This is a genomic window from Candidatus Pelagibacter giovannonii, from assembly GCF_012276695.1.
Classification (GTDB): domain Bacteria; phylum Pseudomonadota; class Alphaproteobacteria; order Pelagibacterales; family Pelagibacteraceae; genus Pelagibacter; species Pelagibacter giovannonii.
On sequence record NZ_CP038852.1, the window covers coordinates 846,691 to 870,673 of the forward strand.

The following is a 23,983-nucleotide window of genomic DNA, read 5'->3' on the forward strand; positions in this document are numbered from 1 at the left end:
TAATGAATGTCACAATTGTTGATTATAATTCAGGAAATATCAGCTCTGTAATAAATTCCTTTAAAGAAGTCGCTAAAGACAAAGTTAATATCGAAGTGACTTCGGATTTAAATAAGATTAAATTAAGTGACAAGGTAGTTTTACCAGGACAGGGGTCGTTCAAGAGCTGTGTTGATGCATTAAATGGTATAAATGGCTTGGTAGAGACACTCAATGAGTTTGCAATAACTAATAAAAAACCTCTTCTTGGAATTTGTGTTGGTTTACAGATATTCGCAGACGTTGGTTATGAAGAAACCGAAACAAAAGGGCTTGGTTGGATCTCAGGAAAAACTTCGAAGATTGACAATCAAAATAATAAATTCAAGCTTCCACATATTGGCTGGAATGAAATTAGCATTATTAAAGAAAGTAAGATTTTTAAAGATATAGAAGATAAATCACACATGTATTTTGTGCATAGCTACGAATTTATTCCAGAAGATAAAAGTGTAATTTCTGCAACAACAGATTATTCATCAAATATTGTTTGTTCTGTTGAAAAAGAAAATATCTTTGGAACTCAATTTCACCCTGAAAAAAGTGATAAACTGGGACTTCAAATAATTAATAATTTTATAAATTTATAATATGATTTGTATAAAAGCTGAAATTCCAAAAGAATTAAACGAAATTGATGATGAATTAAAAGCCATATATCATAGCAAGGATACAGTTTGTTTTTATATTTTTAAATCAAGAGATTTAAGAAATCAGTTTATAGAAAATACAAAGACAATGAATAAAACTCAAAGAGAAGAAATTTATAAACAATATTCAATATGAAAATATTTCCAGCCATAGATATTAAAGATAAGAAATGTGTAAGATTAGTTAAGGGAGACTTTGATAACAAAACTGAATATGAGATGTCACCGGTTGATCAAGCTGGTAAATACAAAGATCATGGCTTTAAAAATTTACATATTGTTGATTTAGATGGTGCTTTAACAGGAGAGACAGTTAATCTGAATATTATTAAAGAAATAGTTAATAAATTTGATTTAAAAATTGAAGTAGGTGGAGGCGTTAGAACCATTGACAGTATCCAAAAATATACAGATGTAGGAGTTGAAAAAGTTATTTTAGGAAGTGCAGCTATAAAAGATAAAAATTTTTTAAAAGAAGCATGTCAAAAATTTCCAAATAAAATTGCCTTAGGTCTAGACGCTAAAGATGGATACTTGTCAGTTTCAGGATGGAAGGAAAACTCTAATCAATTGACTTTAGATTTTTTAAAAGAAGTAAATGATTATGGTACTAGCAGATTAATCTATACAGACATAAATAGAGATGGCACCAAACAAAGTCCTAATTTTGAAGAAACTACTAATGTTGCAAATATATCTAATTGCCCAGTAATTATTTCAGGAGGAGTGTCTTCAATTGATGACATTAAAAAAGCAAAAGGTTTAAAAAATATTGAAGGAATAATAGTTGGTAAAGCTATATATGATGGTGATATTAAATTAGATGAATTAGCGAGAGAAATAGATGCTTAAAAATAGAATTATTCCCTGTTTAGATGTTAAAAATGGCAGAGTTGTTAAGGGAATTAATTTTGTAGATTTGAAGGATGCTGGTGATCCAGTTGAGCAAGCTAAAATTTATAGTGATGGTGGTGCTGATGAGATTTGTTTTTTAGATATTACAGCTTCCAATGAAAATAGAGACACAATTTATGAAGTGGTTGAAAGAACATCTAAAAAATGCTTTGTGCCCTTAACGGTTGGCGGTGGGATTAGAGGAGTTGAAGATATTAATAAATTATTAAATTGTGGAGCAGATAAAGTTTCAATTAATACTGCGGCAGTTCAAAATCCTGAAATGATAATTGAAAGTTCAAAAAAATTTGGATCACAATGCATTGTTGTTGCAATAGATACTAAAAAAAATGGCAATAAATGGGAGGTTTTTACCCATGGTGGAAGAAACAATACAAGTATAGATGCAATAGAATTTGCAAAAAAAATGGAAGATAATGGGGCGGGAGAATTATTAGTTACATCTATGGATAGAGATGGCACCCAAATTGGTTATGATAATGACTTAATGTTTAAAATATCTTCAACGGTTAATATACCAGTGATTGCCTCTGGCGGAGTAGGTAAATTGGATCACCTGGTGGATGGTATAAGGCTTGGCAATGCTAGTGCGGTTTTAGCTGCTTCAATTTTTCATTACGGAACACACTCCATTAATGAAGCCAAACAATATTTGAATTCAAAAGGAATTCCCGTTAGGATTTAGACATGTCAGAAAATTTATTAAATTTAGTAAATACAATTAGAGACAGAAAAAATAAGGATAAAGATAAATCTTATACCTCATCATTATTATCAGGTGGCCTTTCTAAATGTATAGATAAAATGGAAGAAGAATTTGATGAACTTAAAGAGGCCCTAAATGATAAATCCAACATAGTTCATGAAGCAGCAGATACAATTTATCATATATTAGTTACTCTTGAGGTAGCTGATATTAAGTTTGAAGATGTCTTAAAAGAGCTGGAAGAAAGAAAAAAACAATCTGGTATTGAGGAAAAGAACAATAGATAATGAATTATGACAAAAAAAATATTTTTGCAAAAATTTTGAGAAAAGAAATTCCTTGTAAAAAAATATTTGAAAATGATCATGTTCTATCCTTTCACGATATTAATCCCCAAAAAAAAATACATGCATTGGTCATTCCAAAAGGTGAGTATATTGACTTAGACGATTTTAATAATAGAGCCTCTGATCAAGAGATAGTTGCATTAAGCAAAGCTATTACAGAAGTTTCGAAAATATTAGGTATATCAACAGACATAGGTAAAGGTTATAGAGCTTTAACAAATTTGAGTGAAGATGGTGGTCAAGAGGTTCCACATTTACACTTCCATTTATTTGGAGGAGAAAAAGTTGGGAAAATGGTTGAGTGACAGAAAAAATTTATCGAAGTTATTTAGAGATAAGATCTCTAGATGAATTAAAAGAAGTTAAGAAACCATCAGAGAATTACTCTGTAGAACTTAATGACCCAAAAGATTTTCAATTAAATAAATTTTTTTACAAAACTATTGGTAAGAATTGTCAATGGATTGATAGGCTTATTTGGACAGACTTAAATTGGATAGATTATGTCTCCAATGATCAGCTATTTACATACATTCTTAAAGATAAAAATGAAATAGCTGGCTATTTTGAACTGTTATTTAACAAGCAAAGCAAAGAAGCAGAAATTGCTTATTTTGGAATTTTGGAAGAATATTTTGGAAAAAAATTAGGAGGATATTTATTAAGTGAAGCAATTAAGCGCTCATTTAATATGGGAAGTAGAAGGGTTTGGGTTCACACTTGTTCCCTAGATCATAAAAATGCGTTAAAAAATTATCTGGCTAGAGGTATGAAAAATTTTAAGTCTGAAACTTTAATCCGATGATCAATTATTTTGAGGTAATTTAAAAATCTTGCTATCTATCTCTTGGTTTTTTTTAACAGAAGAAATAAACGTTATTGATAAATTTTGATAAATATCTTCGGTTTGCCATCCGATTAAATTTAAATTTTTCTTATCAAAAAAAATATTAATTTCATTATTGTTCTCAAAAATTTTAAAATTTAGGTATTTGTTGTCTATAACTCTTGGCTCCAGTTCCTTTATTTTAGAAATTAGATATTCTTTATTTAGTAAAAACTCCAAAGGAGTTTTGCTAAGTGGATAACGATAATAACTTCCTCTGTTGCTGGTTTTGATAACTAAAGATTTTCCATTTGATACTAATTTTTTTTTACTAGGATTACTATATTCACAAAAAATTTTTTTAGGATATTCAACGATACATTTTCCATCTTCACTTTTATCATTAATTGTTTGTATAAAATTGAAACTTAAATTATCCATAAGTTTCATTTGAGAAATTATTTTATCTTTTGGTGATGCGTTTGCTGAAATATAAAAACTGAAAAATATTAAAACAATTATTATTCTAATCATTAAAGAACATCTCTTTTACCAACATGATTAGCTTTGCTTACAATTCCATCAGCTTCCATCATGTCAATAATTCTTGCAGCTCTATTATATCCTATTTGTAATTTTCTTTGTAAAAACGAGGTAGATGCCTTGCCTTCAGACCTAATAATATCAAGTGCCGCCTGGTACAATTCATCTTTATTACCTGAGCTAGAAGCTTCTCCACTTGATTCTTTTTCATCAACAAAATTTAAGATTTCATCTACATAATCTGGCTCTGCTTGACCTCTTAAATAATTGTTAACTTTTTCAATCTCAGTTTCTGATACAAACGGAGCATGAATTCTAACGATCTTATTTGCAGAAGACATATAAAGCATATCTCCTTTACCAAGTAATTGCTCTGCACCTTGTTCACCTAAAATTGTTCTACTATCTATTTTTGAAGTTACTTGAAAAGATATTCTTGTTGGAAAATTTGCTTTAATAGTACCTGTAATAACATCAACACTTGGTCTTTGAGTGGCCATTATAATATGAATTCCAGCAGCTCTTGCCATTTGGGATAGTTTTTGAATATAATTTTCTATCTCTTTACCAGCAACAAGCATTAGATCAGACATTTCATCTACTACAACAACAATATAGGGCATAGCCAAAGTGTGCTTAGCATTATAGCCATCAATATTACGCACTCCTTCTTTGGTCATAAGTCGGTATCTATTTTCCATCTCTTTAACAACCCAACCTAAGACAGAAGCAGCTTTTTTTGCCTCCGTAATTACAGGACATAATAAGTGAGGTATGCCTTCATAAGTTGATAGTTCAAGCATTTTAGGATCAATTAGTATGAACTTGCATTTGTCTGGTGTGTGCCTGTAAAGTAGCGATAATATAATAGTATTTATACAAACAGACTTACCTGATCCAGTAGTACCAGCAATTAATAAATGAGGCATAGAAGCTAAATCTCCAACAATGGGGACACCAGAAATGTTCTTACCAAGCGCAATTGGTAACCTGATATCTTTTTTATTAAAATCAGAGTTAGACAGTATTTCACTTAAATAAACATTCTCACGGCTAGAATTTGGAAGCTCTATACCGATAGTGCTCCTTCCAGGAATAGTAGCAATTCTTGCAGATTCAGAACTAGTGTTTCGAGCAATGTCATCTGAAAGATTAATAATTTTTGATACTTTAACACCAGCAGCCGGCTCAAATTCGTTTAGTGTTACTACAGGGCCATGACTAACCTTTTTAATATTTCCACTAACACCAAAATCTAATAAGATTTTTTCTAAAAATTCACCATCAATATAATCTTCATCTTTTAATTTTCCCTTATCTTTTTGAGTAGAGATTTTAAGTAAATCAATTGTAGGTAGTTTGAAGTGAACTTTTTTACTAGGAGTTTTATTTTTACTTTTTATAAAAGGTAAATCTTCTTGAATTAAATTTGTAATTTCATCTTGTGGTATAAACTCACTAATTATTTCATTTTCATTAGTGTAGCTCTTTTCTTTTTTAATAAACATTAAACTAAAAAGTTTTTTTATGATTTTATAAAAAGAAATAATTTTAAAATGGATACTAATTAAAAATAGAATTAAAATAATTAAAATTAACAAGTAATAAGAAATTTGAGAATCAATATTAATTAAAGAAGCTAAAAAGGTTGTTTCTAAATATTTTCCTACAAAACCACCATTTCCATTAATATAAAGGTTGAAGGCAGTTGGGTAAAAAAAAGAAAAAAATAGAGAACCAAATAAAGAATAAAGAACTGAATAAAAAATACTTTCAAATATTAAAAAAATTTTCTTATCTAGAACTACATTTATGCCAGAAAATATGAGTGTAAATGGAATTAATAAAGCAATGAGTCCAAAAGTTTGAAAAAAAAGATCAGCTGTGTAGCTTCCGTTAAAACCAAGTAAATTTTTAATTTTAGTATTATCTGGAAAAATAAAATTAGGGTCGTTAGGAGAAAAGGTTGCAAGAGAAAGTAGCAAAAAAAGTCCAATTATAGCAAGAGCAATCCCAGTTGTTTCAATAATTCTACTTATGCCAAAATTAATTGTATTGTTGGCTAATTTTTTAAATTCCATAAATAAATGAGTCTAATTAATCACTTTGTATCATCTAATTTTTATTGTTAAAATTAAAATTATTATGAATGTTTGTATTATTGGTGAAGGTCTAACCGCTCTATCTTTAGCTAAAAGCCTTATAAATAAAAAAATAAATGTTCATTACTATCACAAAAATAGAAATAGTAATTTTTCTTCCAATAGAACAATAGGGATATCTAAAAGTAATTTTGAATTTTTCAAAGAAAAGATTTTTCAAATTTCAAAAAATGATTATTGGAAAATAAATAGAATAGAAATTTATACAGATAAAATTGATACAGAAAATTTATTAAAATTTGAGAATGATAAAAATGATCTATTTTACATCATAAAAAATGATGAACTTTTAAAATCATTAAATAATGAGCTTATTAAAAGTAAACTCTTTAAAAAAATGATATTAAAAAAAGATATTAATGAAAGGTTTTTAAATAAAAAAGAATATGATTTAATAATTAATTGTGATGCAAGTAATTTTTTAGCAAAAAAATATTTCACAAAAAAAATTAGTAAAAATTATTATAACCTTGCTTATACCACTATTTTAACACATAAAAAAATAGAGAATAACACAGCAACTCAAATTTTTACAAAGCAAGGTCCAATTGCATTTTTACCAATTTCTAACATAGAAACATCTGTAGTATATTCAATAGATATTAAGAATAAAAAATTTGATAATACAGATGTAATAGATTTAATTAATAAAAATAATCCTAAATATAAAATTAATAAAATTAATAAATTAAATAGTTTTGAACTGAGTTCTTCAAATTTAAGAAACTATTATCATAAAAATATTTTAGCTTTTGGAGATATGCTTCACAGAGTGCACCCATTAGCAGGACAAGGTTTTAATATGACAATACGTGATCTTAGAATTCTAACTAAATTAATTGAAGACAAAATTGAATTGGGTATCCAATTAGACTCATACATATTAGATGAATTTGAAAAAAAAACGAAAGGTAAAAACTTTGTTTTTTCTAAAGCCATAGACTTAATTTATGAATCCTTTAATTTAGATAAAAAAATTCAAAATAAAAGCTTTAGCAAAATTCTTAAAGGTATTGGAAAAAACAAGAATCTAAATAATTATTTTATTAAATTAGCCGATACAGGAATGAATTTTTAAGCTTATTGAATAGTTGTATTTTGAAAATTATCAAAATTATAGGTGGTTAATATTTCTGAAATTTTATCTTTTCGAGCTTCTAAATTTTTGCTTTCTAATAAAATTTGTTTTTCTTCCAGTGAAAAGGGAGAGGCCATTGCTAGGGCATTTATTGTTTCATTCAAATCTTGTTTTTCTAAAGATTTCCAATTTATAATATATCCTTTTTTTTCAAAAAATAATTTTAAATCCTTGAAGATTGATTCAAGATCAGAAAATTTTAATTTCTTTTTTTCAGGTGTTAAATCAAGTTCAAAATTATCATAATTGATTTCACAAATCCGGTAAGGTTTTGTATCTTTAATTTCTTTTGTTATTGTAAATCGTGTTATTCCATTTAATTCAATCATATACCTACCATCAGATGTATCTTTGAAATTGATTATTTTGCCTAAGCAACCAATCTTATGAAGTCCAGGGATTGAACTATCATCATTACTTTTTGGCTGTATCAATCCAATCATTTTGTTTGTTTTCATACTATCATTAATCATTTCAATATATCTTGGTTCAAATATATTTAATGGAACTGTTGTATGAGGAAATATAATAAAGTTACTTAATGGAAATACAGGGATAGTTTTTGGTAAATCTTGTTTTTTCATTCTTTCTTTTAGCAAATTTTTGAAAATCTATATACCAATGAAACACTTTATTATTGATTGAATTAAAAAAACCATCTATTTATAGTGTCTTTTATAAGCGGGTCTAGCTCATTGGTAGAGCGAATCGTTGCCAACGATTAGGTAGAGGGTTCGATTCCCTTGACCCGCTCCAAAATTTTAAAACAAACTAATCAATGAGTGATTTACTTAATAAAAAATGTGTACCATGTGAGGGTGGAATTTTACCTTTCGATATTAGTGAAATTCACAAATATCAAAAAAAAGTTGATGGTTGGGATGTTAAAAAAAAAAAAAAGAAATATATTTTTTAGAGAAAAATTTTATTTTTAAAAATTTTATTAATAGTCAAAATTTTATAAATAAAGTTGGTGAAATATCAGAAAATGAAAATCATCATCCAGATATTTCATTTGGTTGGGGGTATGCTAAAATTATAATTACCACTCACGCTATAGAAGGACTGTCAGAAAATGATTTTATTTTAGCGGCAAAAATTGATCAAATTTTTAATGCCTAAAATGTCTTGTTTTAGAAAAAACTAAAATAGTACCAGTTTGGTTTGCAAATTTTATTATCTCTTTATCTCTAATTGATCCAGAGGGTTGTATTACAGCTGAAACTCCTGACTGTACTAATTTTTCAATACCATCCACAAATGGAAAAAATGCATCAGAAGCTGCCACAACATCTTCTTTTAAGTTTTGAAATTTATTCATTTTATCTATAGCAATTTGACAGCTATCAAGTCTGCTGGGTTGACCAGAACCAATACCAACAGTTGTTTCTTGACTGGCAAGTATAATTGCATTTGATTTTACATATCTACAAACATTAAACGCAAAAATTAAATTTTTTAACTGAAATTTATTTGGTCTTATTTTTGAAACTACTTTGAAATCTTTAGGTTCAAATACTTTTAAATCTTCAGATTGCGTTAAAATAGATTCATTCACGGAGCCAAATCTTATTAAATCTTTCATCATAAAATCTGTTGCATCAATAATTCTTATATTTTTTTTCTTTTTCAAGATTTTTAAAGCATCAGTTTCAAAACCATTTGCAATAATAACCTCTAAGAAAATTTTATTAAGCTCTAATGCTAGAGCCTTATTTATTTTGAAATTACATGAAACTATTCCACCAAAAGCACTAACTGGATCACAAGTAAGAGCCAATTTATAACTTTTTAAACTATTTTTATTGATTGAAACACCACATGGATTAGCATGTTTAACTATAACTGTTCCCAAGTTTTTTGGTAAAGATTTTGATATTGTTAAAGCAGAAAAAATATCATTATAGTTATTATAACTTAACTGCTTACCGTGAATTTGTTCAATATTGAGATTTCGATTTTTAGAATAAATTGCAGCTTCTTGATGTGGATTTTCACCATACCTTAATTTTTCAATTAAATTTCCAAAAATAATTTTTTTTTTGGGGAAATTGTTTTTTTTAATTTTATTAAAATAGTTAGAAATTACAGCATCATAATAAGCCGTTTCAGAGAAGGCCTCTAAAGACATCTTTTCTCTAAATTCAATAGATGTTGATCCTTTATTATTTTCTAATTCATTAATTAGAGTCTCATATTGATCTGAGGATGTAATAACAGTAACATAGTTATAGTTTTTGGCAGCTGCCCTAACCATAGTGGGACCTCCAACATCAATATTCTCTATTATCTTTGAATGATTGGTTGTTTGATCTAAAGTTTTTTCAAAAGGATAAAAGTTAACAATAACAAGGTCAATTTCATCATATTGATTAGCTTTTAGTTCTTTAGTGTGAGTTTTGTCATTTCTTTTGCTTAATATTCCAGCATGAATTTTTGGGTGTAGTGTTTTAACTCTTCCACCAAGAATTTCTGGTGAACCAGTATACTCAGAAACTTCTTGGCATTTAAATTTAAGTTTCTTTATTTCTTTATAGGTGCCTCCAGAACTAATTAATTCAATTTTGTATTTAGCTAAAACCTTTAAAAGGTTGCCTAAATTTTTTTTATCAGATACTGAAATAAGAGCTTTTTTTATTTTTTTCATTATAATTTTGTGATTTCCCATCTTATAGTTTGATTTTCTTCATTAGTCATTCCCGAAATAAATATATTTTGGTTATTTGTAAAAGAATTTTTTTCTCCAAAATATAACCCTTCTTCAATATTTATCTTAGAGTTTTTTGAGCTAAATTTCCAACCTTCTCCATCAAGATCAATAAGTATTGATTTTTCATCTTGTGTTTTCATTAATCTAATATTTGGTTCCAAGTGAAATCTAATATCAAATTTTATTTTTTTAATACCTTTGTTAGAAATAATTTTATCATGACCAATGAATTTTAATTGTTCTGGGTAAAATTCTATTTCCCGATCATGAACAATGCCATGTAGCTTTAAATAGCCATCATGAGAAGCATTGATTTTCCAATAATTTTTTTCAAATACTATTTTTTTTTTAATATTTTTAATTCTTGATTAATTTTAGATTTTTTACCTTTTACTTTATTAAAATTACAAGAGGATTTGTCATCTAAGATTAGTGTGCTATGGACTGCACTGGATTTAGATATTTCATTTAGTTGGTGATCAATTTTTTGAAAATAACCACAATTACTAATTAATTTTTTACTATTTGATATAATCTCAAAAGATAAAGCACCAGCTTGATAATTTGAAGATAATTTTTTATTTGGGCTTGATCCAACATCCATTATTAAAGAATTTTTTTTACTATTAAGGACCACATAGCCACCCAGCTCATTATTTTGATTTTTAAAATTATATCCCAGTTTTTTTAAATAAAAGTCAAAATCATGATTATTTGTTTTATGATTACCGTTAAAGAGAAAATCTATTTTATTGTTTTGCCAAATAAAAGCGTAAGCCTGACCTAAATAATATATATTTTCATTTATAAAATCTGGTATTTCATTTTGAGATTCTTTGAACCACTCTCTAATTAATATAAAATATTTTAAATAAAAACTTAACTGTCTAATATTTCTTGATTTTGGAAAGCCATCATTGTCTAGTGAATATTTTGCTAATTTTTTTAGTAAACTTAACCCAGTATTTAAATAACTATTATTTTGAGGGTAGGATAGACTGGTCAAAATGATAGCTGCACATCCTATAATCTTATCATTGATTAACTCAGACGATTCAATTTCATTAATGAGGTGATTAATCTGCTTTTTTATAATCCCATTAAACTTCTCTTTATAATCAATACTACCATCTTCATAGGTAAGTTTAGAATTTGAAATCCAAGCTATTATTCTTTTTCCAATTATATCAATTTTCCAATTTTTAGAGTTGTACCTGTCATTTGTATTAATCCATTGATATAGGACTTTTTGAGTATCTTTTTTTGAAGACTTTAGATCTAGACTAAATAACCAAAAAAAACTGTTTAAATTTTGTTTGTCTTTTTCTTTTAAATTTGGATTATCCCAAATTTCATTTAATGAATAATTTTCTATATTAATTTTTTTTTTTCATATTTTATAAGGCCATCTAGCAAACTAGGGCTTGGTTGATATTCTATTAACTCAATAGAGGAGGGTGTAATTCTTTTATTATAGAGATTAGAATTTAGATAAAAATGACGAATTTTTTTTTTAATAAGCTTAAGTGAATTGTTTAAAATCATTATTCTAGCTTGATTTTAAAAGGTCTATATTTTTTTTTATATCTCCATTATTGTTTTTAAATATAGTTGTTCCAGATACTAAAATGTTTGCACCAGCTTCTATCGCTAGTTTATTATTATCAAAATTAATTCCACCATCAATTTCGATGTCAAAATCTAGATTTTTTTGATCCCTTATTTTCTTTAATTCTTTTATTTTTTCTAAAACTTCTGGCATAAACTTTTGTCCTCCAAATCCTGGGTTCACACTCATAATTAGTACTAAATCAATTTCATTTAATAAGTCGGTTATCAAATTAATTTTACTTTCTGGATTTAAAGAAACTCCTACTTTTTTATTTAAGCTCTTTATATGCTCTATTGAACTTTTTAAGTCTTTAGTAGCCTCTGGATGTATAGTAATAATATCTGCACCAGCATCTGCATAATCTTTAATATATTTATGGACGGGTGAAATCATTAAATGAACATCAAATGGGAGTTTTGTATATTTTCTTAAAGTTTTAATAATTGGAGGTCCCATTGTTAAATTTGGAACAAAATGGCCATCCATCACATCCACATGGATCATATCCGCACCACCTTCCTCAAGCCTTTTTATTTCAATTCCTAGCTGGCTAAAATCAGCAGATAAAATTGAAGGTGATATTTGTATTTTTTTCATTGATTACTAGTTCTACTAGTATCAATTTTTAAAATTTAATTGAATTAAATAATTGATAAATTTGCTTAGAAATTTCACTTTCTAGAGGAAAGGATAACATCCCCATTACAGAATAGCCCAAGATCCAGGGCATAAAGTAAAATCTAATCATATAAAAGAACCAAGCAACATATAATGGAACCAGAGGTCCTATGATGAAAGAGGGGGTTATTGGTTTAAAAATTTTTATCAATGGATTGGTATACTTGACAAATATCTTCATGAAAAAAAACTCTGAATCTTCTTTTTGAAAAATATTCATCGCAACTCTTCCTATTAAAGTCCACATGATAACTCCAAGGAGATAATCTATAAAATAAACTATAGGATGAAAGTTAGCAGACATTTAGAAATTTATATTTGAAAATTGATCGAATTAAAAGGGGCGAAATTAATCGCCCCTAGAATTAAGATTTATTAGTTCTATTTACCAGTTACAGTTCTTCCACTTGGTATACGAACTTCATCAACCATTTTTTGAGTTGCAGCATCAGGTTCAGCAGTAAGTAAACTTACTACTACCATTGATATGAAACTCACACCGGCTCCGAAGATACCAAACGTTAACTGAGTAAGTCCTAAGAACCCACTTCCACCAGTTCGTACCCAAACTAGGTACCAAATAGCAGAACCAAGACCTAAAATCATACCAGCAATAGCACCCTGTCTGTTAGCTCTCTTCCACCATACACCAAGTACAAGTGGGAAGAACAAACCAGACATTGCAAAGTCAAAAGCCCAGATAACTGAACCCAAGATACCTTGAATCTCCATTGCTGCAATAGTTGCTCCAGCAAAACCAATTACTACAAGTAATACCCTTGCAACAAGTAGTCTTTTTGCAGTCTCCGCTTTTGGATCTATCATTTTGTAATAAACGTCATGAGAGATCGCATTAGCGATTGCTAGAATCAAACCATCAGCTGTTGACATGGCAGCAGCCATACCTCCAGCAGCAACCAGACCTGAGATTACATATGGTAACCCAGCAATTTCTGGAGTTGCTAACACAACAGCTTTACCACCCATGAAAAACTCATTTAACTCAAGAGTTCCATTGCCGTTAAAGTCGCTGATAAACATCAAGTTTGCACTATTCCAGTTTTGGAACCAATCTAAAGATTGAACTTCAGCAAATGATTTACCTATAATACCAGTTGGTAATGTCGGATCAATCAATGATAGTTTTGATAGCGTTGCTAACATTGGTGCAGAAGAATACAGAAGGAAGATAAAGAATAACGACCAACCAACTGATTTTCTAGCTGCTTTAACGCTTGGAGTAGTAAAGTATCTCATCATCACGTGTGGTAATGATGCTGTTCCCATCATCATCGCCAATGCTAATGAAATAAATGCCCAAGGCGTTGCATTTACTGCAGAGTGTGCTTTAGTTATTCCAGCTAACCCTTTAGGTACCGTCGCTAGATCAGCAGCAGAGTTTTTAACAAAACCAAACTGTTGTTCTAACTCACCAATTCTAGCCACTTCATCAGCTAACATAAAGTGAGGGAAGAACCCTGCACCCATTTTGTTACTGATCCAAAAAATTGGAAGTAAGTAAGCTATAATTAGCACGATATATTGTGCAACCTGAGTCCAAGTTACCGCTCTCATACCCCCCAACATTGAACAAAGTAAAATACTTATTAGTCCAATATATACAGCGTATTTAAAGTCGATATCTAGAGCAACAGACGCAATAGTACCAGTAGCGTTAATCTGAGCAGTCACATAAGTGAACGAAGCAACAGTTAAAACTATTACTGCACACAATCTTGCTAAATTACCACCGTATCTTGTACCTACAAAATCTGGAACCGTGTAACATCCAAATTTTCTTAAGTATGGTGCTAATAAAGTTGCAACTAATATGTAACCACCAGTCCAACCTACAAGTAGAGCCATATATCCATAACCTTTAAAGTAAATACCACCTGCCATTGCAACGAATGAAGCACCAGACATCCAGTCTGCTGCTGTCGCCATTCCATTGAATACAGTTGGCACTTGTCTTCCGGCCACGTAATATGCATCTGCTTGAGCTGTTCTTGATAGATAACCGATCAATGCATAGATGAATATTGTAAAGGCTACAAAAGCAACACCTATCGCTTTAGCAGTCATACCCATCTGTTCACCGATTGCCATTAAGATTATGAAACCTATAAAACCTCCTGTATAGATTCCGTAAACTTTTGGCAAATTGTCTATAAATTTACCTTTAATCATTATTGATCTCCTTTTTCGTTGAAGCCGAATTCTTCATCGATTTTCTCTTGCCTATTAGCAAACCAGAAACACAAGATTACGAAAATTCCAAGAGATCCTTGACATGTAAACCAGTATGTCCATGGATAACCGAAAGGTCCTGTAACCTCATTCATTTCAGCTGCAAAAAGGAAGATGCCGATTGAGAAAACAAACCAAATAGCCAGTGTTACGAATAACAATGACCTAGTCTTTTCCCAGTGTTTTGTTGCGTTTGACATTTATACCTCTCTATTTTTTAGTTATAACTTCGAAACCATAACCATTCTGTAAGTTTTTAAAAGACTTAAAATTGTTCATATTATGTACTTATTTACTTACTTTTTTAAGGTATAATTGCAAAATATATGAATTTTTATGCAAAAATATAAACTCTCTTGGAGAGACATATCATTTAATGATTTTAAAGTTTACTTGTTTGCTATGTTTAGGGCTTTTATTCCAAAGAAAAAAATTAAGAATTTAAATGAGCTTGAATACTTTATCCAAACAAAGTCTGCGTGGGTAACGCAAGTTACCTTATACAACTATTTAAAGACCAGAATGGGTACAAGATATGTTCTTCATTTTGACAATGATGTGTTCATGGCATCTCTTGATATTGCAAAATGGAATATTTATTCTGTAGCTTTACAGGATTTGACATTATTTACGTTCTCATATTTAAAAGTTAATTTTAATTACCAAAACATTGAACAGTCAAAAGAAATTTTTTCTAAAATTTTAGAAAATGAAATTTCTAATAAGATGCCACTTGATATTATTGAGGAAGCAAAAAAAACTTTTAATGAAAGACATCAAAATATAAACTGGGAAATTTATTATAAAGATCTACCTTTTAATCCTAGTGCGTTGTCATTATACAAATGGGCCCCAATAGCTGAAGAGCTTAAAACTTTAGATCGAAAAATTGTTTTGAATTCTATGATATTGAAATGGGATATTATTAAAAAAGAATTTGAGAAGTTAATCGAATTTTAAATATTTTTTCTATTATCCACCAAACTTTGTACAACACTTGGGTCAGCTAAAGTTGTTGTGTCCCCTAATTGGTCATGTTCATTAGCAGCAATTTTTCTTAAAATTCTTCTCATAATTTTCCCAGATCTAGTTTTAGGTAATCCTGGAGAAAAATGTATAATATCAGGTGTTGCAAGAGCTCCAATTTGCTTTCTAACCCAAAGTTTTAAATCTCTTTCAAGATCTAAATCAGACTTCTCTCCAACATTTAGAGTTACATAACAATATAGACCATTACCTTTAATATCGTGTGGATATCCAACTACAGCAGCTTCAGCAACTTTTGGATGAGCAACGAAAGCACTTTCTATTTCTGCAGTTCCAAGGTTATGACCAGAGACAATAATTACATCATCTACACGGCCAGTTATCCAATAGTACCCATCTTTATCTCTTTTAGCTCCATCACCTGTAAAATACTTTCCATCAAACTGAGAAAAATAAGTATCAATAAATCTTTGGTGGTCACCGTAAACAGTTCTCATTTGTCCAGGCCAAGATTGAGAAATACACAATCTTCCTTCACCAGCTCCTTTAATTTCTTTTCCATTTTTATCAACTATAGAAGGCTTAATTCCATAAAAAGGTTTACTTGCAGAACCAGGTTTTAAATTCATTGCACCTGTTTGAGGACTAATTAAAATTCCACCTGTCTCGGTTTGCCACCATGTATCAACAATCGGACATTTAGAATTTCCAATTGTTTTATAATACCACATCCAAGCCTCAGGATTAATGGGCTCACCAACAGTTCCTAATAATTTTAGAGATTTTCTTGAAGTTTTCTTAACAGGCTTATTACCCTCTCTCATTAAAGCTCTAATAGCAGTGGGCGCTGTATAAAAAATATTAACTTTGTATTTATCAATAATTTGCCACCATCTTGAATTATCAGGGTAAGTTGGAATACCTTCAAACATTATTGTTGTTGCTCCATTAGCAAGAGGCCCATAAATTATATAACTGTGACCAGTAACCCAGCCAATATCAGCCGTACACCAATAAATATCTTTTGGTTTATAGTTAAAGATATATTGATGGGTCATAGATGCGTAAACCATATAGCCACCTGTTGTATGTAAAACTCCCTTTGGCTTACCGGTAGAGCCAGATGTGTAGAGAATAAATAAAGGGTCTTCCGCATTCATTTCCTCAGGCTCACATTTATTTGATACATCTTTAATTAAATCTTCATACCAAACATCTCTTCCTTTTACCCAACCGACTTTATTTCCAGTTCTTTTTACAACTATACATTTCTTAACTTCAGGACATTTTTTTAATGCCTCATCAGTAATAGCTTTTAGAGGAATGGTTTTACCCCCTCTAACACCTTCATCTGCAGTAACGATGTAATGTGAATCACAGTCATTAACTCTGCCAGAAATAGAATCTGCTGAAAATCCACCAAAAATAATAGAGTGAACTGCACCAATTCTAGCACAAGCTAGCATCGTTACCGCAAGCTCTGGTATCATGGTTAAATAAATTGTAACTCTATCACCCTTTTTAATTCCTAGTTTTCTTAAACCGTTCGCTGTTTTAGAAACCTCATTATGTAATTGTTTGTATGAAATTTTTTTAGTATCTTTTGGATCATCACCCACCCAAATAATTGCAATTTTATCTTTTTTATCTTTAAGATGACGGTCTATACAATTAACAGAAGCATTTAGCGTTCCATCTTCATACCATTTAATTTTAACTTGTTCTTTACTATATTTTACGTCTTTAATTTTTTTGTATGGCTTAATCCAGGTAATTCTTTTTCCCTCTCTCTTCCAAAAGTCATTGTTATTTTTAATCGAGTCTGAATATTTTTTTTGATATTTTGATTTATTTACTAAAGCACTTTTCACCCACTCAGGTTTAGTCTTAAAGATTAACTCTTTTTCTTCAATTTTTTTTAAAACTTTTTTTTTAATTACTTTTATTTTTTTCTTAACTTTAGTTTTTTTATGAACTTTTTTAACTTTTGATATTGATTTTTTTTTTGGCATGGATTTTTAAATATTACTCATCTTATTTAAAATTTTCCAGCTTTTAGAGTCTATAGGCATAACGGATAATCTACTTTGTTTAATAAGTGATAAATGGCTTAGAGACTTGGTTTTTTTAACCTCTTCAAGAGTTACACTTTTCTCTAATTTTTCTTTAAATTTTACTTGAACAGCTACAAATCGTCCATCTTTGTCAGTTTTGTCTAAGAACGCTTCTTTAACAATCTCAACTATTCCAACAATTTCTTTACCTATATTTGAGTGATAAAAAAAACAAAGGTCTCCTTTTTTCATTTCTTTTAAATTTTTAGCTGCTTGATAATTTCTAACCCCATCCCAGGGAACTCCTTTAGCCCCAGCTTTTTTTTGTTGATCAATTGACCAAACATCAGGCTCTGATTTCATTAACCAATAATTCATTTATTTATCTAATTTTTTGAATAATTATACATATGGATAGTCAAGTTCAAGTAGATCTTCTTTAAATATTTCATTTGTTTTGTTTTTTGTTTCAAGAGGTAGAATTTTTTGCCAACGGTTATTAAAACCCAAATTAAAGAAATTTATTTTTTTACCAGTTTTATTTGAATAAACACTTTCTTCAAAACCTTCGTTGAGTTCCTTATTCTTTAAATTTGAGAAACTTGTTGTTTTAATGGCATTAGAGAATTTTTTTTCATCTATTTTCTTATTATCCCCTGTTACTTCATTAATAAAAAAAATAATTTTTTTAAAAATTTCAATTTTATTTTCTTTTAAATCTTCATATTTAATAAAAAGAGTTTTAAATTCAGAATTATTTTTCCATGATTTATAATGATTAGACCATGAGTTTAAATAAGTAAAATTACTGTAATCCTTATTATAAGATTTTTCTAACAAAGAACAATTTTCGTCAGTCATTTTTTCTATAGCTTCTTTATAATCAATTACATAATGATGGGTTAGTGATGTTATCAAGTTTCTTGGATCTCTAACTATATATATTGCTCCCAATGTTTGATTTTTTGAAGTAAAATTATTTTCTTCGTATGGGTACAGGCAATTATGTGTTTTAACTAAATTAAGTTTATCTTTATTAAAAAAAGCATTTTGGTTAAACATCCAATTTTTACTAGCCTCCTTCTTTGTTTTAGGTTCAAAATTTGAAAATTTAATATTTGGAAATTGATGGATTTTAAGCAGTTGATCAAAATCAAAATTTCCGTCTTCAGAATAATAATAACTAGCAAGAAAAGATCTCAAATAAGTATTTCCACTTTTGGGGTATGATGCAATCCAGATTATCATTTGCATTAATTTTTATCGCAAATATTAAATAATTACTAATGATTTTATATGACCGTTATTTTAAATTAAATAATGTTTTTATAATCTTACTCCAGCACCCTTTAAAAAAGTAGCATCTGCATCTAAGGGCCATCTAGGTTTTGCAGGACTATCTAATTCACTAAACTGTTTTAGTTTAAATTTTTCCAACCCAACCATTGCAATCATTGCAGCATTATCTCCACACAAATTAATAGGTGGAAATATTGCTTCAAAACCTTCTTCTTTACAAAGATTAGTTAGAACTTCTCTTATTCTTTTGTTTGCAGCAACTCCACCTGCAACTACAAATTTATTTTTATTTGTTATATTCATTTTCTTAAATTCTTCAAAGGCAATTTTACTTTTTTTATACAGTATTTCCTCAACTGTTTTTTGAAAAGATGCTGCAAGATCATATTTTTCTTGATCATTTTTTATCTGTTTTGATATTTTTAAAACAGCAGTTTTTAAACCTGCAAATGATAAATTACATCCCCCTTTATGAAAAATTGGCTTGGGTAATTCATATTTATTGGGATCACCTTTTTTTGCATATATTTCAATTTGTGGCCCACCAGGAAACTCTATTCCTAATAATTTTGCTGTTTTATCAAATGCCTCACCAACAGCATCATCAATAGTTGTTCCTAATCTTTTGTAATTTCCTAAACCTTGCACACTCAAAAACTGAGTGTGACCTCCAGAGATTAAAAGCAATAAATAAGGATAGTTTAATTCAGAATTTAGTTTTGGGCTTAATGCATGTCCTTCTAAATGATTAACAGCTATAAAAGGTTTATTGAGAGAAGAGGCCATTGCTTTTCCAAAACTTAAACCAACTGACAGACAAACCATAAGGCCAGGTCCTGCAGTTGCAGCTATAGCATCCAGGTCCATCATTTTTACTCCACTTTCATCAAGTGCTTTTTTTGTGATTAAATCTATTTTTTCCATATGGGATCTTGCGGCAAGTTCGGGAACAACTCCGCCAAATTCTTTATGAACATCTACCTGACTTGAAACAATACTTGATAAAATTGTTGGCATACCTTGCTCATTTTCAGTTATGATAGAGGCAGCTGTTTCATCGCAGCTTGATTCAATTCCTAAAATTATGGGTTTTTTATTCATTAAATTAGTTTTTATTAATAATACATTCTCAATATAAGTATCAAGTATAAAGCAATTAAATGAAAAATAGAAAAATTATTATAGGCTCTAGAGGAAGCAAATTAGCTCTAATCTATGCTGAAAAAGCTAAAGAAAAAATTCTTAACTATTCAAAAGATTTTGGAATCGAAGAAGTGATCATTAAAGAAATTGTAACTAAGGGTGATCAAGTTCAGGATAAAAGACTATCTGAAGTAGGTGGTAAGGGTCTTTTTTCAAAAACTATAGAGGTTGAGTTATTAGAAAAAAAAATTGATATAGCTGTGCATGCATTAAAAGATATGCCCTCTGAAGAAACTAAAGGATTGTTAACAGATTGCTTTTTAGAAAGAAACGATCCAAGAGAAATTTTAATTAGCAAAGATAATAAACATCTAAAAGATTTAGCTACAAATTCAATCATTGGAACATCCTCATTTAGGAGAGAATTTCAGATTAAAAAAATAAGAGAAGATCTTGATTGTAAATTAATAAGAGGAAATGTTGATACAAGAATAAGAAAACTTAACAAAAACTTATATGATGGAATTATCCTATCTTATGCTGGAATCGATTCTTTGGGTTTAAATCAAAAGATCTCCCAAACTTTTTCTACTTCAGAAATCATACCTTGTGCTGGACAAGGAGTCATTGCCTTACAGTGTAGAGATAACGATGAAGGTTTAATTGAATTATTAAAACAAGTTGATCATCAATTAACACACAGCTCAATAAAAGCTGAAAGAAATGTCTTAAAAGTTTTAGAAGGAGATTGTGAAACAGCAATAGGAGCATTTGCAAATATTGAAGGAAATGAAATTAATCTTGAAGTAGAACTTTTTTCATTAGACGGTAGTAAAAGATTTTATTTAAAATCATCTGAAAGTATAGACAAAGCAGAAGAATTAGGAATAGAGATGGGAAAAACTCTTAAAAAGATGTCTAATAATTCTTACAAAAAATAATATGCATATTTTATTCACACGACCCTTAGAAGATTGTCATGAAATGATATTGAAATTTCAATCATTGGGTCATGAAATATCTCATTTACCTTTAATTAATATTGAAGGTTTAAAATATGAAACTCCTAACTATTCTGAGTTTAAAGGAATTATTTTTACAAGCACTAATGCTGTTAAATTTTTGGATATAAAGAGCATTGATAAAAAATTAAAATGCTTTTGTGTTGGAAATGCTACAGAAAAAAAAGCTAGAAGTGCCGGTTTTCAAAATGTTTTTGCAGCTGAAGGAAATGTTAATAATCTTAAGGAATTAATCTTACAAAATTTTAAATCTTCTGAAGGAAAGTTAATTTATATAAGTGGAGAAGTAATCTCTAGCGATTTAGATAAGGAGCTTGTTTCGAGTGGGTACACAATAGAACGATTAATTAATTACAGAGCTAAAGCGATCGAAAAATATGATGAAGGCTTTATCGAAAAACTGAAATTGAAAATGCCTGAAATCACTTATATTTATTCACAAAATAGTGCAATTAATTTTTTAAAAGTAATAAAAAATTATCAGCTAGAAACCTTATGGATGAATACTAATTTGATGTGTATTGGAGAAAAAACCTCTTCAATTCTTAATGAAATTAAGTGGAAAAAAATTTTTCTTTTTAACCCTGGAGAAGAGGAATTTTTGCTATATAAAATTTAATTATGGACATATTTAGTAATTTTGGTGACCTGTTTATTTCTGTTTGGTCTAAAGGAATTCGTGGAGTTGATATTTTTCAAATACTAATTGGAATTGGAATATTTTTTATTTTTTTAATTTTTAGAGGAATAATAAGTAAAGTTATTATTAAAAGATTAGAAGCAATTTCAAAAAGAACTTCAAACAAATTGGATGACACCTTTGTCCATGCAATGGAAGGACCTGCTAGATTTTTACCAATTGTTCTAGGTTTTTTTATTGCAAGTTATTACATGTCTTTTGCAGATGATGGCAGAGCTATAGTTGATACAATTAATAGAACATTAATTACCATTTTAATATTTTGGGTTATCCATCAAATTATTGAACCAATTTCCTACATTTTAAGTGGGTTAGATAAAATGTTAACCCGTGAGTTAGTAGGCTGGATTATAAAATCTTTAAAGATTTTAATTTTCATTTTAGGGTTAGCAGCTGTTCTTGAACTTTGGGGAATAAAAATTGGACCAATTATTGCAGGACTTGGTTTATTTGGTGTTGCTGTGGCTCTAGGCGCACAAGACTTATTTAAAAATTTAATTTCAGGGATTTTAGTTTTAGTTGAAAAAAGGTTTAAGATAGGGGATTGGATTTTGGTTGAAGGTATTATTGAAGGTATCGTTGAAAAAATTGGTTTTAGATCAACAGTTTTAAGAAAGTTTGACAAGTCTTTAGCTATAATTCCTAATTTTCAGTTTGCAGAAAATGCAGTTATCAATATTAGTGAGACAACTAACTGGAGAATAGATTGGGCAATAACTCTTCAATACGACACTACTGTTGATCAGCTAAAAAAAATAAGAGATGAAATTGAAGGCCACATTAAGAAAAGTGATGACTTTGATAATTCTGTAGGAGTTGCGGTTAGAGTTGAAAAATTTTCAGATAGTTCGATTGATATGAGAGTTAGATGTTTTACTACTTCAAATAGTTTTTCAACATGGTTGGAGGTTAAGGAAAAACTTGCAATTGAAATAAAGCAAATTGTTGAAGGAAACAAGGCAGCTTTTGCTTTTCCAAGCCAGTCAATTTATATTGAGAAAAAATGATAGCTATTTTTTACTTAGCCCTTCAAATACTAAAACTTTATTCTTATGTGGTAATTGCAAATGTGGTTATTAGCTGGCTTGTTGCATTTAATGTTTTAAATACTCAAAATAGATTTGTTTATTCTATTTTAGAGGTGACTTATCGATTAATAAACCCTGCACTTAATAAAATAAGAAGTTTTTTACCTAACTTAGGATCAATAGATATTTCGCCAGTTATATTACTTTTATTGATTTGGTTTATAGAAATGTGTATGAAACTGTACATTGCACCAATGATTTTTTAAGGAAATACATGATCTTAATAGATGGAAAAAAAATAGCAGCTGAACTTAGAGAAGAACTAAGACAAGAGGTTGTAGAGCTAAAAGCCAAACATAATAAGATTCCAGGACTTACCGTTATTTTAATTGGAGATATGGCTCCTAGTCAAATTTATGTTCGTATGAAAGAAAAAGCTGCGAATGAAGTGGGATTAAAATCTGAAGTAATTAGATACCCAGAAGCTGTGGAAGAAAAAACAGTATTAGATAAAATTGAAGAATTAAATAAAGATGAAAGTATTTCAGGAATTTTAGTTCAACTACCTCTACCAAAACATATTGATAAGCAAAAAGTTATTGAAACTATTCTACCAGGAAAAGATGTTGATGGGTTTCATCCAATGAATGTTGGAAATCTTTCTTCAGGCTATGAAAGTTCAGTTCCTTGCACTCCTTTAGGGTGTTATCTAATGATTAAAAAAATTGAACCAAATTTAAGTGGAAAAAAAGCAGTTATGATTGGTAGATCAAATCTTAATGGTAAGCCAATGGCACAATTACTTTTAAAAGAAAATTGTACAGTAACAATTACTCATTCAAAAACTAAAGATTTAAAAGCAGAATGCTTGGAGGCAGATATTATTGTTGCAGCTGTTGGTATTCCAGAACTTGTGAAAGCTGATTGGGTTAAAAAAGATGCGATCGTAATTGATGTTGGGATTAATAAAACTGACAAAGGTATAGTAGGTGATGTTGCATTCGAAGAAGTGTCAAAAGTTGCAAGTGCTTTAACACCTGTTCCAGGTGGAGTAGGTCCAATGACTATTGCCTGCTTGTTAAAGAATACTATTGAGTGTTTTAAACGATCTCAAAAATAAAAATATTAATAGAAATTGATAAAACTTTTAATTTTCTTATTCTCATTTATTATT

28 protein-coding genes, 1 tRNA gene and 1 pseudogene are annotated in these 23,983 nt (G+C 29.2%); 16 read left to right on the forward strand and 14 right to left on the reverse strand.

Translation table 11 applies throughout. The features are described 5' to 3' along the window. Positions 1-2 precede the first annotated feature (2 nt). From hisH to E5R92_RS04710, 7 genes are read left to right on the forward strand one after another with little or no spacing between them, the layout of a single operon-like run. Positions 3-629, forward strand: coding sequence for an imidazole glycerol phosphate synthase subunit HisH (gene hisH, locus E5R92_RS04680; RefSeq protein ID WP_168606934.1), 627 nt, complete (start codon positions 3-5; stop codon positions 627-629). A 1-nt stretch (position 630) separates the two neighbouring features. Beyond that, positions 631-825 carry a hypothetical protein gene (locus E5R92_RS04685; RefSeq protein WP_168606935.1) on the forward strand — a complete coding sequence of 65 codons (195 nt, stop codon included), beginning with the start codon at positions 631-633 and terminating at the stop codon, positions 823-825. Next, positions 822-1,541 carry a 1-(5-phosphoribosyl)-5-[(5-phosphoribosylamino)methylideneamino]imidazole-4-carboxamide isomerase gene (gene hisA / locus E5R92_RS04690; RefSeq protein WP_168606936.1) on the forward strand — a complete coding sequence of 240 codons (720 nt, stop codon included), beginning with the start codon at positions 822-824 and terminating at the stop codon, positions 1,539-1,541. The genes E5R92_RS04685 and hisA overlap by 4 nt, the downstream gene beginning before the upstream one ends. Continuing rightward, positions 1,534-2,289 (forward strand): imidazole glycerol phosphate synthase subunit HisF, encoded by a 756-nt coding sequence (gene hisF, locus E5R92_RS04695; RefSeq protein WP_168606937.1) that lies wholly within the window; start codon positions 1,534-1,536, stop codon positions 2,287-2,289. The genes hisA and hisF overlap by 8 nt, the downstream gene beginning before the upstream one ends. 2 nt (positions 2,290-2,291) lie before the next feature. Further along, positions 2,292-2,597 (forward strand): phosphoribosyl-ATP diphosphatase, encoded by a 306-nt coding sequence (hisE, locus tag E5R92_RS04700; RefSeq protein ID WP_168606938.1) that lies wholly within the window; start codon positions 2,292-2,294, stop codon positions 2,595-2,597. Beyond that, the gene (locus E5R92_RS04705) at positions 2,597-2,962 is read left to right on the forward strand and encodes an HIT domain-containing protein (protein WP_168606939.1); all 366 of its coding nucleotides are present in this window, start codon (positions 2,597-2,599) and stop codon (positions 2,960-2,962) included. The genes hisE and E5R92_RS04705 overlap by 1 nt, the downstream gene beginning before the upstream one ends. Further along, positions 2,959-3,462, forward strand: a complete 504-nt coding sequence (locus tag E5R92_RS04710; RefSeq protein WP_168606940.1) for a GNAT family N-acetyltransferase — start codon at positions 2,959-2,961, stop codon at positions 3,460-3,462. Before E5R92_RS04705 ends, E5R92_RS04710 begins: the two co-directional genes overlap by 4 nt. Here E5R92_RS04710 and E5R92_RS04715 read toward each other — a convergent pair whose 3' ends face one another. Both E5R92_RS04715 and E5R92_RS04720 read right to left on the reverse strand, forming a co-directional pair. Then, positions 3,463-4,017 (reverse strand): LolA family protein, encoded by a 555-nt coding sequence (locus E5R92_RS04715; protein WP_168606941.1) that lies wholly within the window; start codon positions 4,015-4,017, stop codon positions 3,463-3,465. After that, positions 4,017-6,107 carry an FtsK/SpoIIIE family DNA translocase gene (locus tag E5R92_RS04720; RefSeq protein WP_168606942.1) on the reverse strand — a complete coding sequence of 697 codons (2,091 nt, stop codon included), beginning with the start codon at positions 6,105-6,107 and terminating at the stop codon, positions 4,017-4,019. Before E5R92_RS04720 ends, E5R92_RS04715 begins: the two co-directional genes overlap by 1 nt. Before the next feature lie 64 nt (positions 6,108-6,171). Between E5R92_RS04720 and E5R92_RS04725 the strand changes: the two genes are divergently transcribed. After that, a complete protein-coding gene (locus E5R92_RS04725; RefSeq protein WP_229704505.1) occupies positions 6,172-7,266 on the forward strand; it encodes an FAD-dependent monooxygenase in 1,095 nt (364 codons plus the stop codon). A gap of 2 nt (positions 7,267-7,268) precedes the next feature. On the opposite strand, the gene E5R92_RS04730 is transcribed toward E5R92_RS04725, so the two are convergent. Beyond that, positions 7,269-7,910: an LON peptidase substrate-binding domain-containing protein gene (locus E5R92_RS04730; RefSeq protein WP_168606944.1), complete on the reverse strand. Its 642-nt coding sequence runs from the start codon at positions 7,908-7,910 to the stop codon at positions 7,269-7,271. Between the two features lie 97 nt (positions 7,911-8,007). On the opposite strand from E5R92_RS04730, the gene E5R92_RS04735 reads away from it, so the two are divergent. Together E5R92_RS04735 and E5R92_RS07605 are read left to right on the forward strand one after the other, a co-directional pair. Next, a tRNA-Gly gene (locus E5R92_RS04735) sits at positions 8,008-8,082 on the forward strand. A 22-nt stretch (positions 8,083-8,104) separates the two neighbouring features. Continuing rightward, positions 8,105-8,448, forward strand: a pseudogene (locus E5R92_RS07605) (4a-hydroxytetrahydrobiopterin dehydratase). Here E5R92_RS07605 and purH read toward each other — a convergent pair. The 7 genes from purH to E5R92_RS04770 form a co-directional block, all read right to left on the reverse strand. Next, a complete protein-coding gene (gene purH / locus E5R92_RS04745; RefSeq protein WP_168606945.1) occupies positions 8,438-9,994 on the reverse strand; it encodes a bifunctional phosphoribosylaminoimidazolecarboxamide formyltransferase/IMP cyclohydrolase in 1,557 nt (518 codons plus the stop codon). The pseudogene E5R92_RS07605 and the gene purH overlap by 11 nt on opposite strands. After that, positions 9,973-10,398: a heparinase II/III domain-containing protein gene (locus E5R92_RS07550; protein WP_315861679.1), complete on the reverse strand. Its 426-nt coding sequence runs from the start codon at positions 10,396-10,398 to the stop codon at positions 9,973-9,975. The genes purH and E5R92_RS07550 overlap by 22 nt, the downstream gene beginning before the upstream one ends. Further along, the gene (locus E5R92_RS07555; protein ID WP_268233868.1) at positions 10,374-11,042 is read right to left on the reverse strand and encodes a heparinase II/III family protein; all 669 of its coding nucleotides are present in this window, start codon (positions 11,040-11,042) and stop codon (positions 10,374-10,376) included. The genes E5R92_RS07550 and E5R92_RS07555 overlap by 25 nt, the downstream gene beginning before the upstream one ends. A 543-nt stretch (positions 11,043-11,585) precedes the next feature. Further along, a complete protein-coding gene (rpe, locus tag E5R92_RS04755; protein ID WP_168606946.1) occupies positions 11,586-12,245 on the reverse strand; it encodes a ribulose-phosphate 3-epimerase in 660 nt (219 codons plus the stop codon). Between the two features lie 28 nt (positions 12,246-12,273). Then, the gene (locus tag E5R92_RS04760; protein ID WP_168606947.1) at positions 12,274-12,630 is read right to left on the reverse strand and encodes a hypothetical protein; all 357 of its coding nucleotides are present in this window, start codon (positions 12,628-12,630) and stop codon (positions 12,274-12,276) included. A gap of 77 nt (positions 12,631-12,707) precedes the next feature. Then, the gene (locus E5R92_RS04765; protein ID WP_168606948.1) at positions 12,708-14,516 is read right to left on the reverse strand and encodes a sodium:solute symporter family protein; all 1,809 of its coding nucleotides are present in this window, start codon (positions 14,514-14,516) and stop codon (positions 12,708-12,710) included. Then, positions 14,516-14,776, reverse strand: a complete 261-nt coding sequence (locus E5R92_RS04770) for a DUF4212 domain-containing protein (RefSeq protein WP_018413666.1) — start codon at positions 14,774-14,776, stop codon at positions 14,516-14,518. The genes E5R92_RS04765 and E5R92_RS04770 overlap by 1 nt, the downstream gene beginning before the upstream one ends. Positions 14,777-14,912: 136 nt before the next feature. On the opposite strand from E5R92_RS04770, the gene E5R92_RS04775 reads away from it, so the two are divergent. Beyond that, positions 14,913-15,536: an esterase gene (locus E5R92_RS04775; RefSeq protein WP_168606949.1), complete on the forward strand. Its 624-nt coding sequence runs from the start codon at positions 14,913-14,915 to the stop codon at positions 15,534-15,536. Here E5R92_RS04775 and acs read toward each other — a convergent pair. The 4 genes from acs to tsaD all read right to left on the reverse strand — a co-directional run bounded on the left by acs (position 15,533) and on the right by tsaD (position 20,017). After that, the gene (gene acs, locus E5R92_RS04780) at positions 15,533-17,575 is read right to left on the reverse strand and encodes an acetate--CoA ligase (RefSeq protein WP_168606950.1); all 2,043 of its coding nucleotides are present in this window, start codon (positions 17,573-17,575) and stop codon (positions 15,533-15,535) included. The two genes, E5R92_RS04775 and acs, sit on opposite strands and share 4 nt — an antisense overlap. Before the next feature lie 6 nt (positions 17,576-17,581). Continuing rightward, the gene (locus E5R92_RS04785) at positions 17,582-17,995 is read right to left on the reverse strand and encodes an EVE domain-containing protein (RefSeq protein WP_168606951.1); all 414 of its coding nucleotides are present in this window, start codon (positions 17,993-17,995) and stop codon (positions 17,582-17,584) included. Between the two features lie 24 nt (positions 17,996-18,019). Beyond that, entirely contained in the window at positions 18,020-18,871 is an 852-nt protein-coding gene (locus E5R92_RS04790; protein ID WP_229704508.1) for a sulfotransferase domain-containing protein, read from the reverse strand. A 72-nt stretch (positions 18,872-18,943) separates the two neighbouring features. Next, positions 18,944-20,017, reverse strand: a complete 1,074-nt coding sequence (tsaD, locus tag E5R92_RS04795) for a tRNA (adenosine(37)-N6)-threonylcarbamoyltransferase complex transferase subunit TsaD (RefSeq protein WP_168606952.1) — start codon at positions 20,015-20,017, stop codon at positions 18,944-18,946. Positions 20,018-20,076: 59 nt separating this feature from the next. Here tsaD and hemC point away from each other — a divergent pair, with 59 nt between their 5' ends. From hemC to E5R92_RS04820, 5 genes are read left to right on the forward strand one after another with little or no spacing between them, the layout of a single operon-like run. After that, positions 20,077-21,000 carry a hydroxymethylbilane synthase gene (gene hemC / locus E5R92_RS04800; protein WP_168606953.1) on the forward strand — a complete coding sequence of 308 codons (924 nt, stop codon included), beginning with the start codon at positions 20,077-20,079 and terminating at the stop codon, positions 20,998-21,000. A gap of 1 nt (position 21,001) precedes the next feature. Beyond that, positions 21,002-21,700, forward strand: a complete 699-nt coding sequence (locus E5R92_RS04805; RefSeq protein ID WP_168606954.1) for a uroporphyrinogen-III synthase — start codon at positions 21,002-21,004, stop codon at positions 21,698-21,700. Between the two features lie 2 nt (positions 21,701-21,702). Beyond that, the gene (locus E5R92_RS04810; RefSeq protein ID WP_168606955.1) at positions 21,703-22,788 is read left to right on the forward strand and encodes a mechanosensitive ion channel family protein; all 1,086 of its coding nucleotides are present in this window, start codon (positions 21,703-21,705) and stop codon (positions 22,786-22,788) included. Next, complete coding sequence (locus tag E5R92_RS04815; protein ID WP_168606956.1) at positions 22,785-23,075, forward strand: YggT family protein; 291 nt, start codon at positions 22,785-22,787, stop codon at positions 23,073-23,075. The genes E5R92_RS04810 and E5R92_RS04815 overlap by 4 nt, the downstream gene beginning before the upstream one ends. Before the next feature lie 8 nt (positions 23,076-23,083). Next, a complete protein-coding gene (locus E5R92_RS04820; RefSeq protein WP_168606957.1) occupies positions 23,084-23,929 on the forward strand; it encodes a bifunctional 5,10-methylenetetrahydrofolate dehydrogenase/5,10-methenyltetrahydrofolate cyclohydrolase in 846 nt (281 codons plus the stop codon). Positions 23,930-23,983 lie beyond the last annotated feature (54 nt).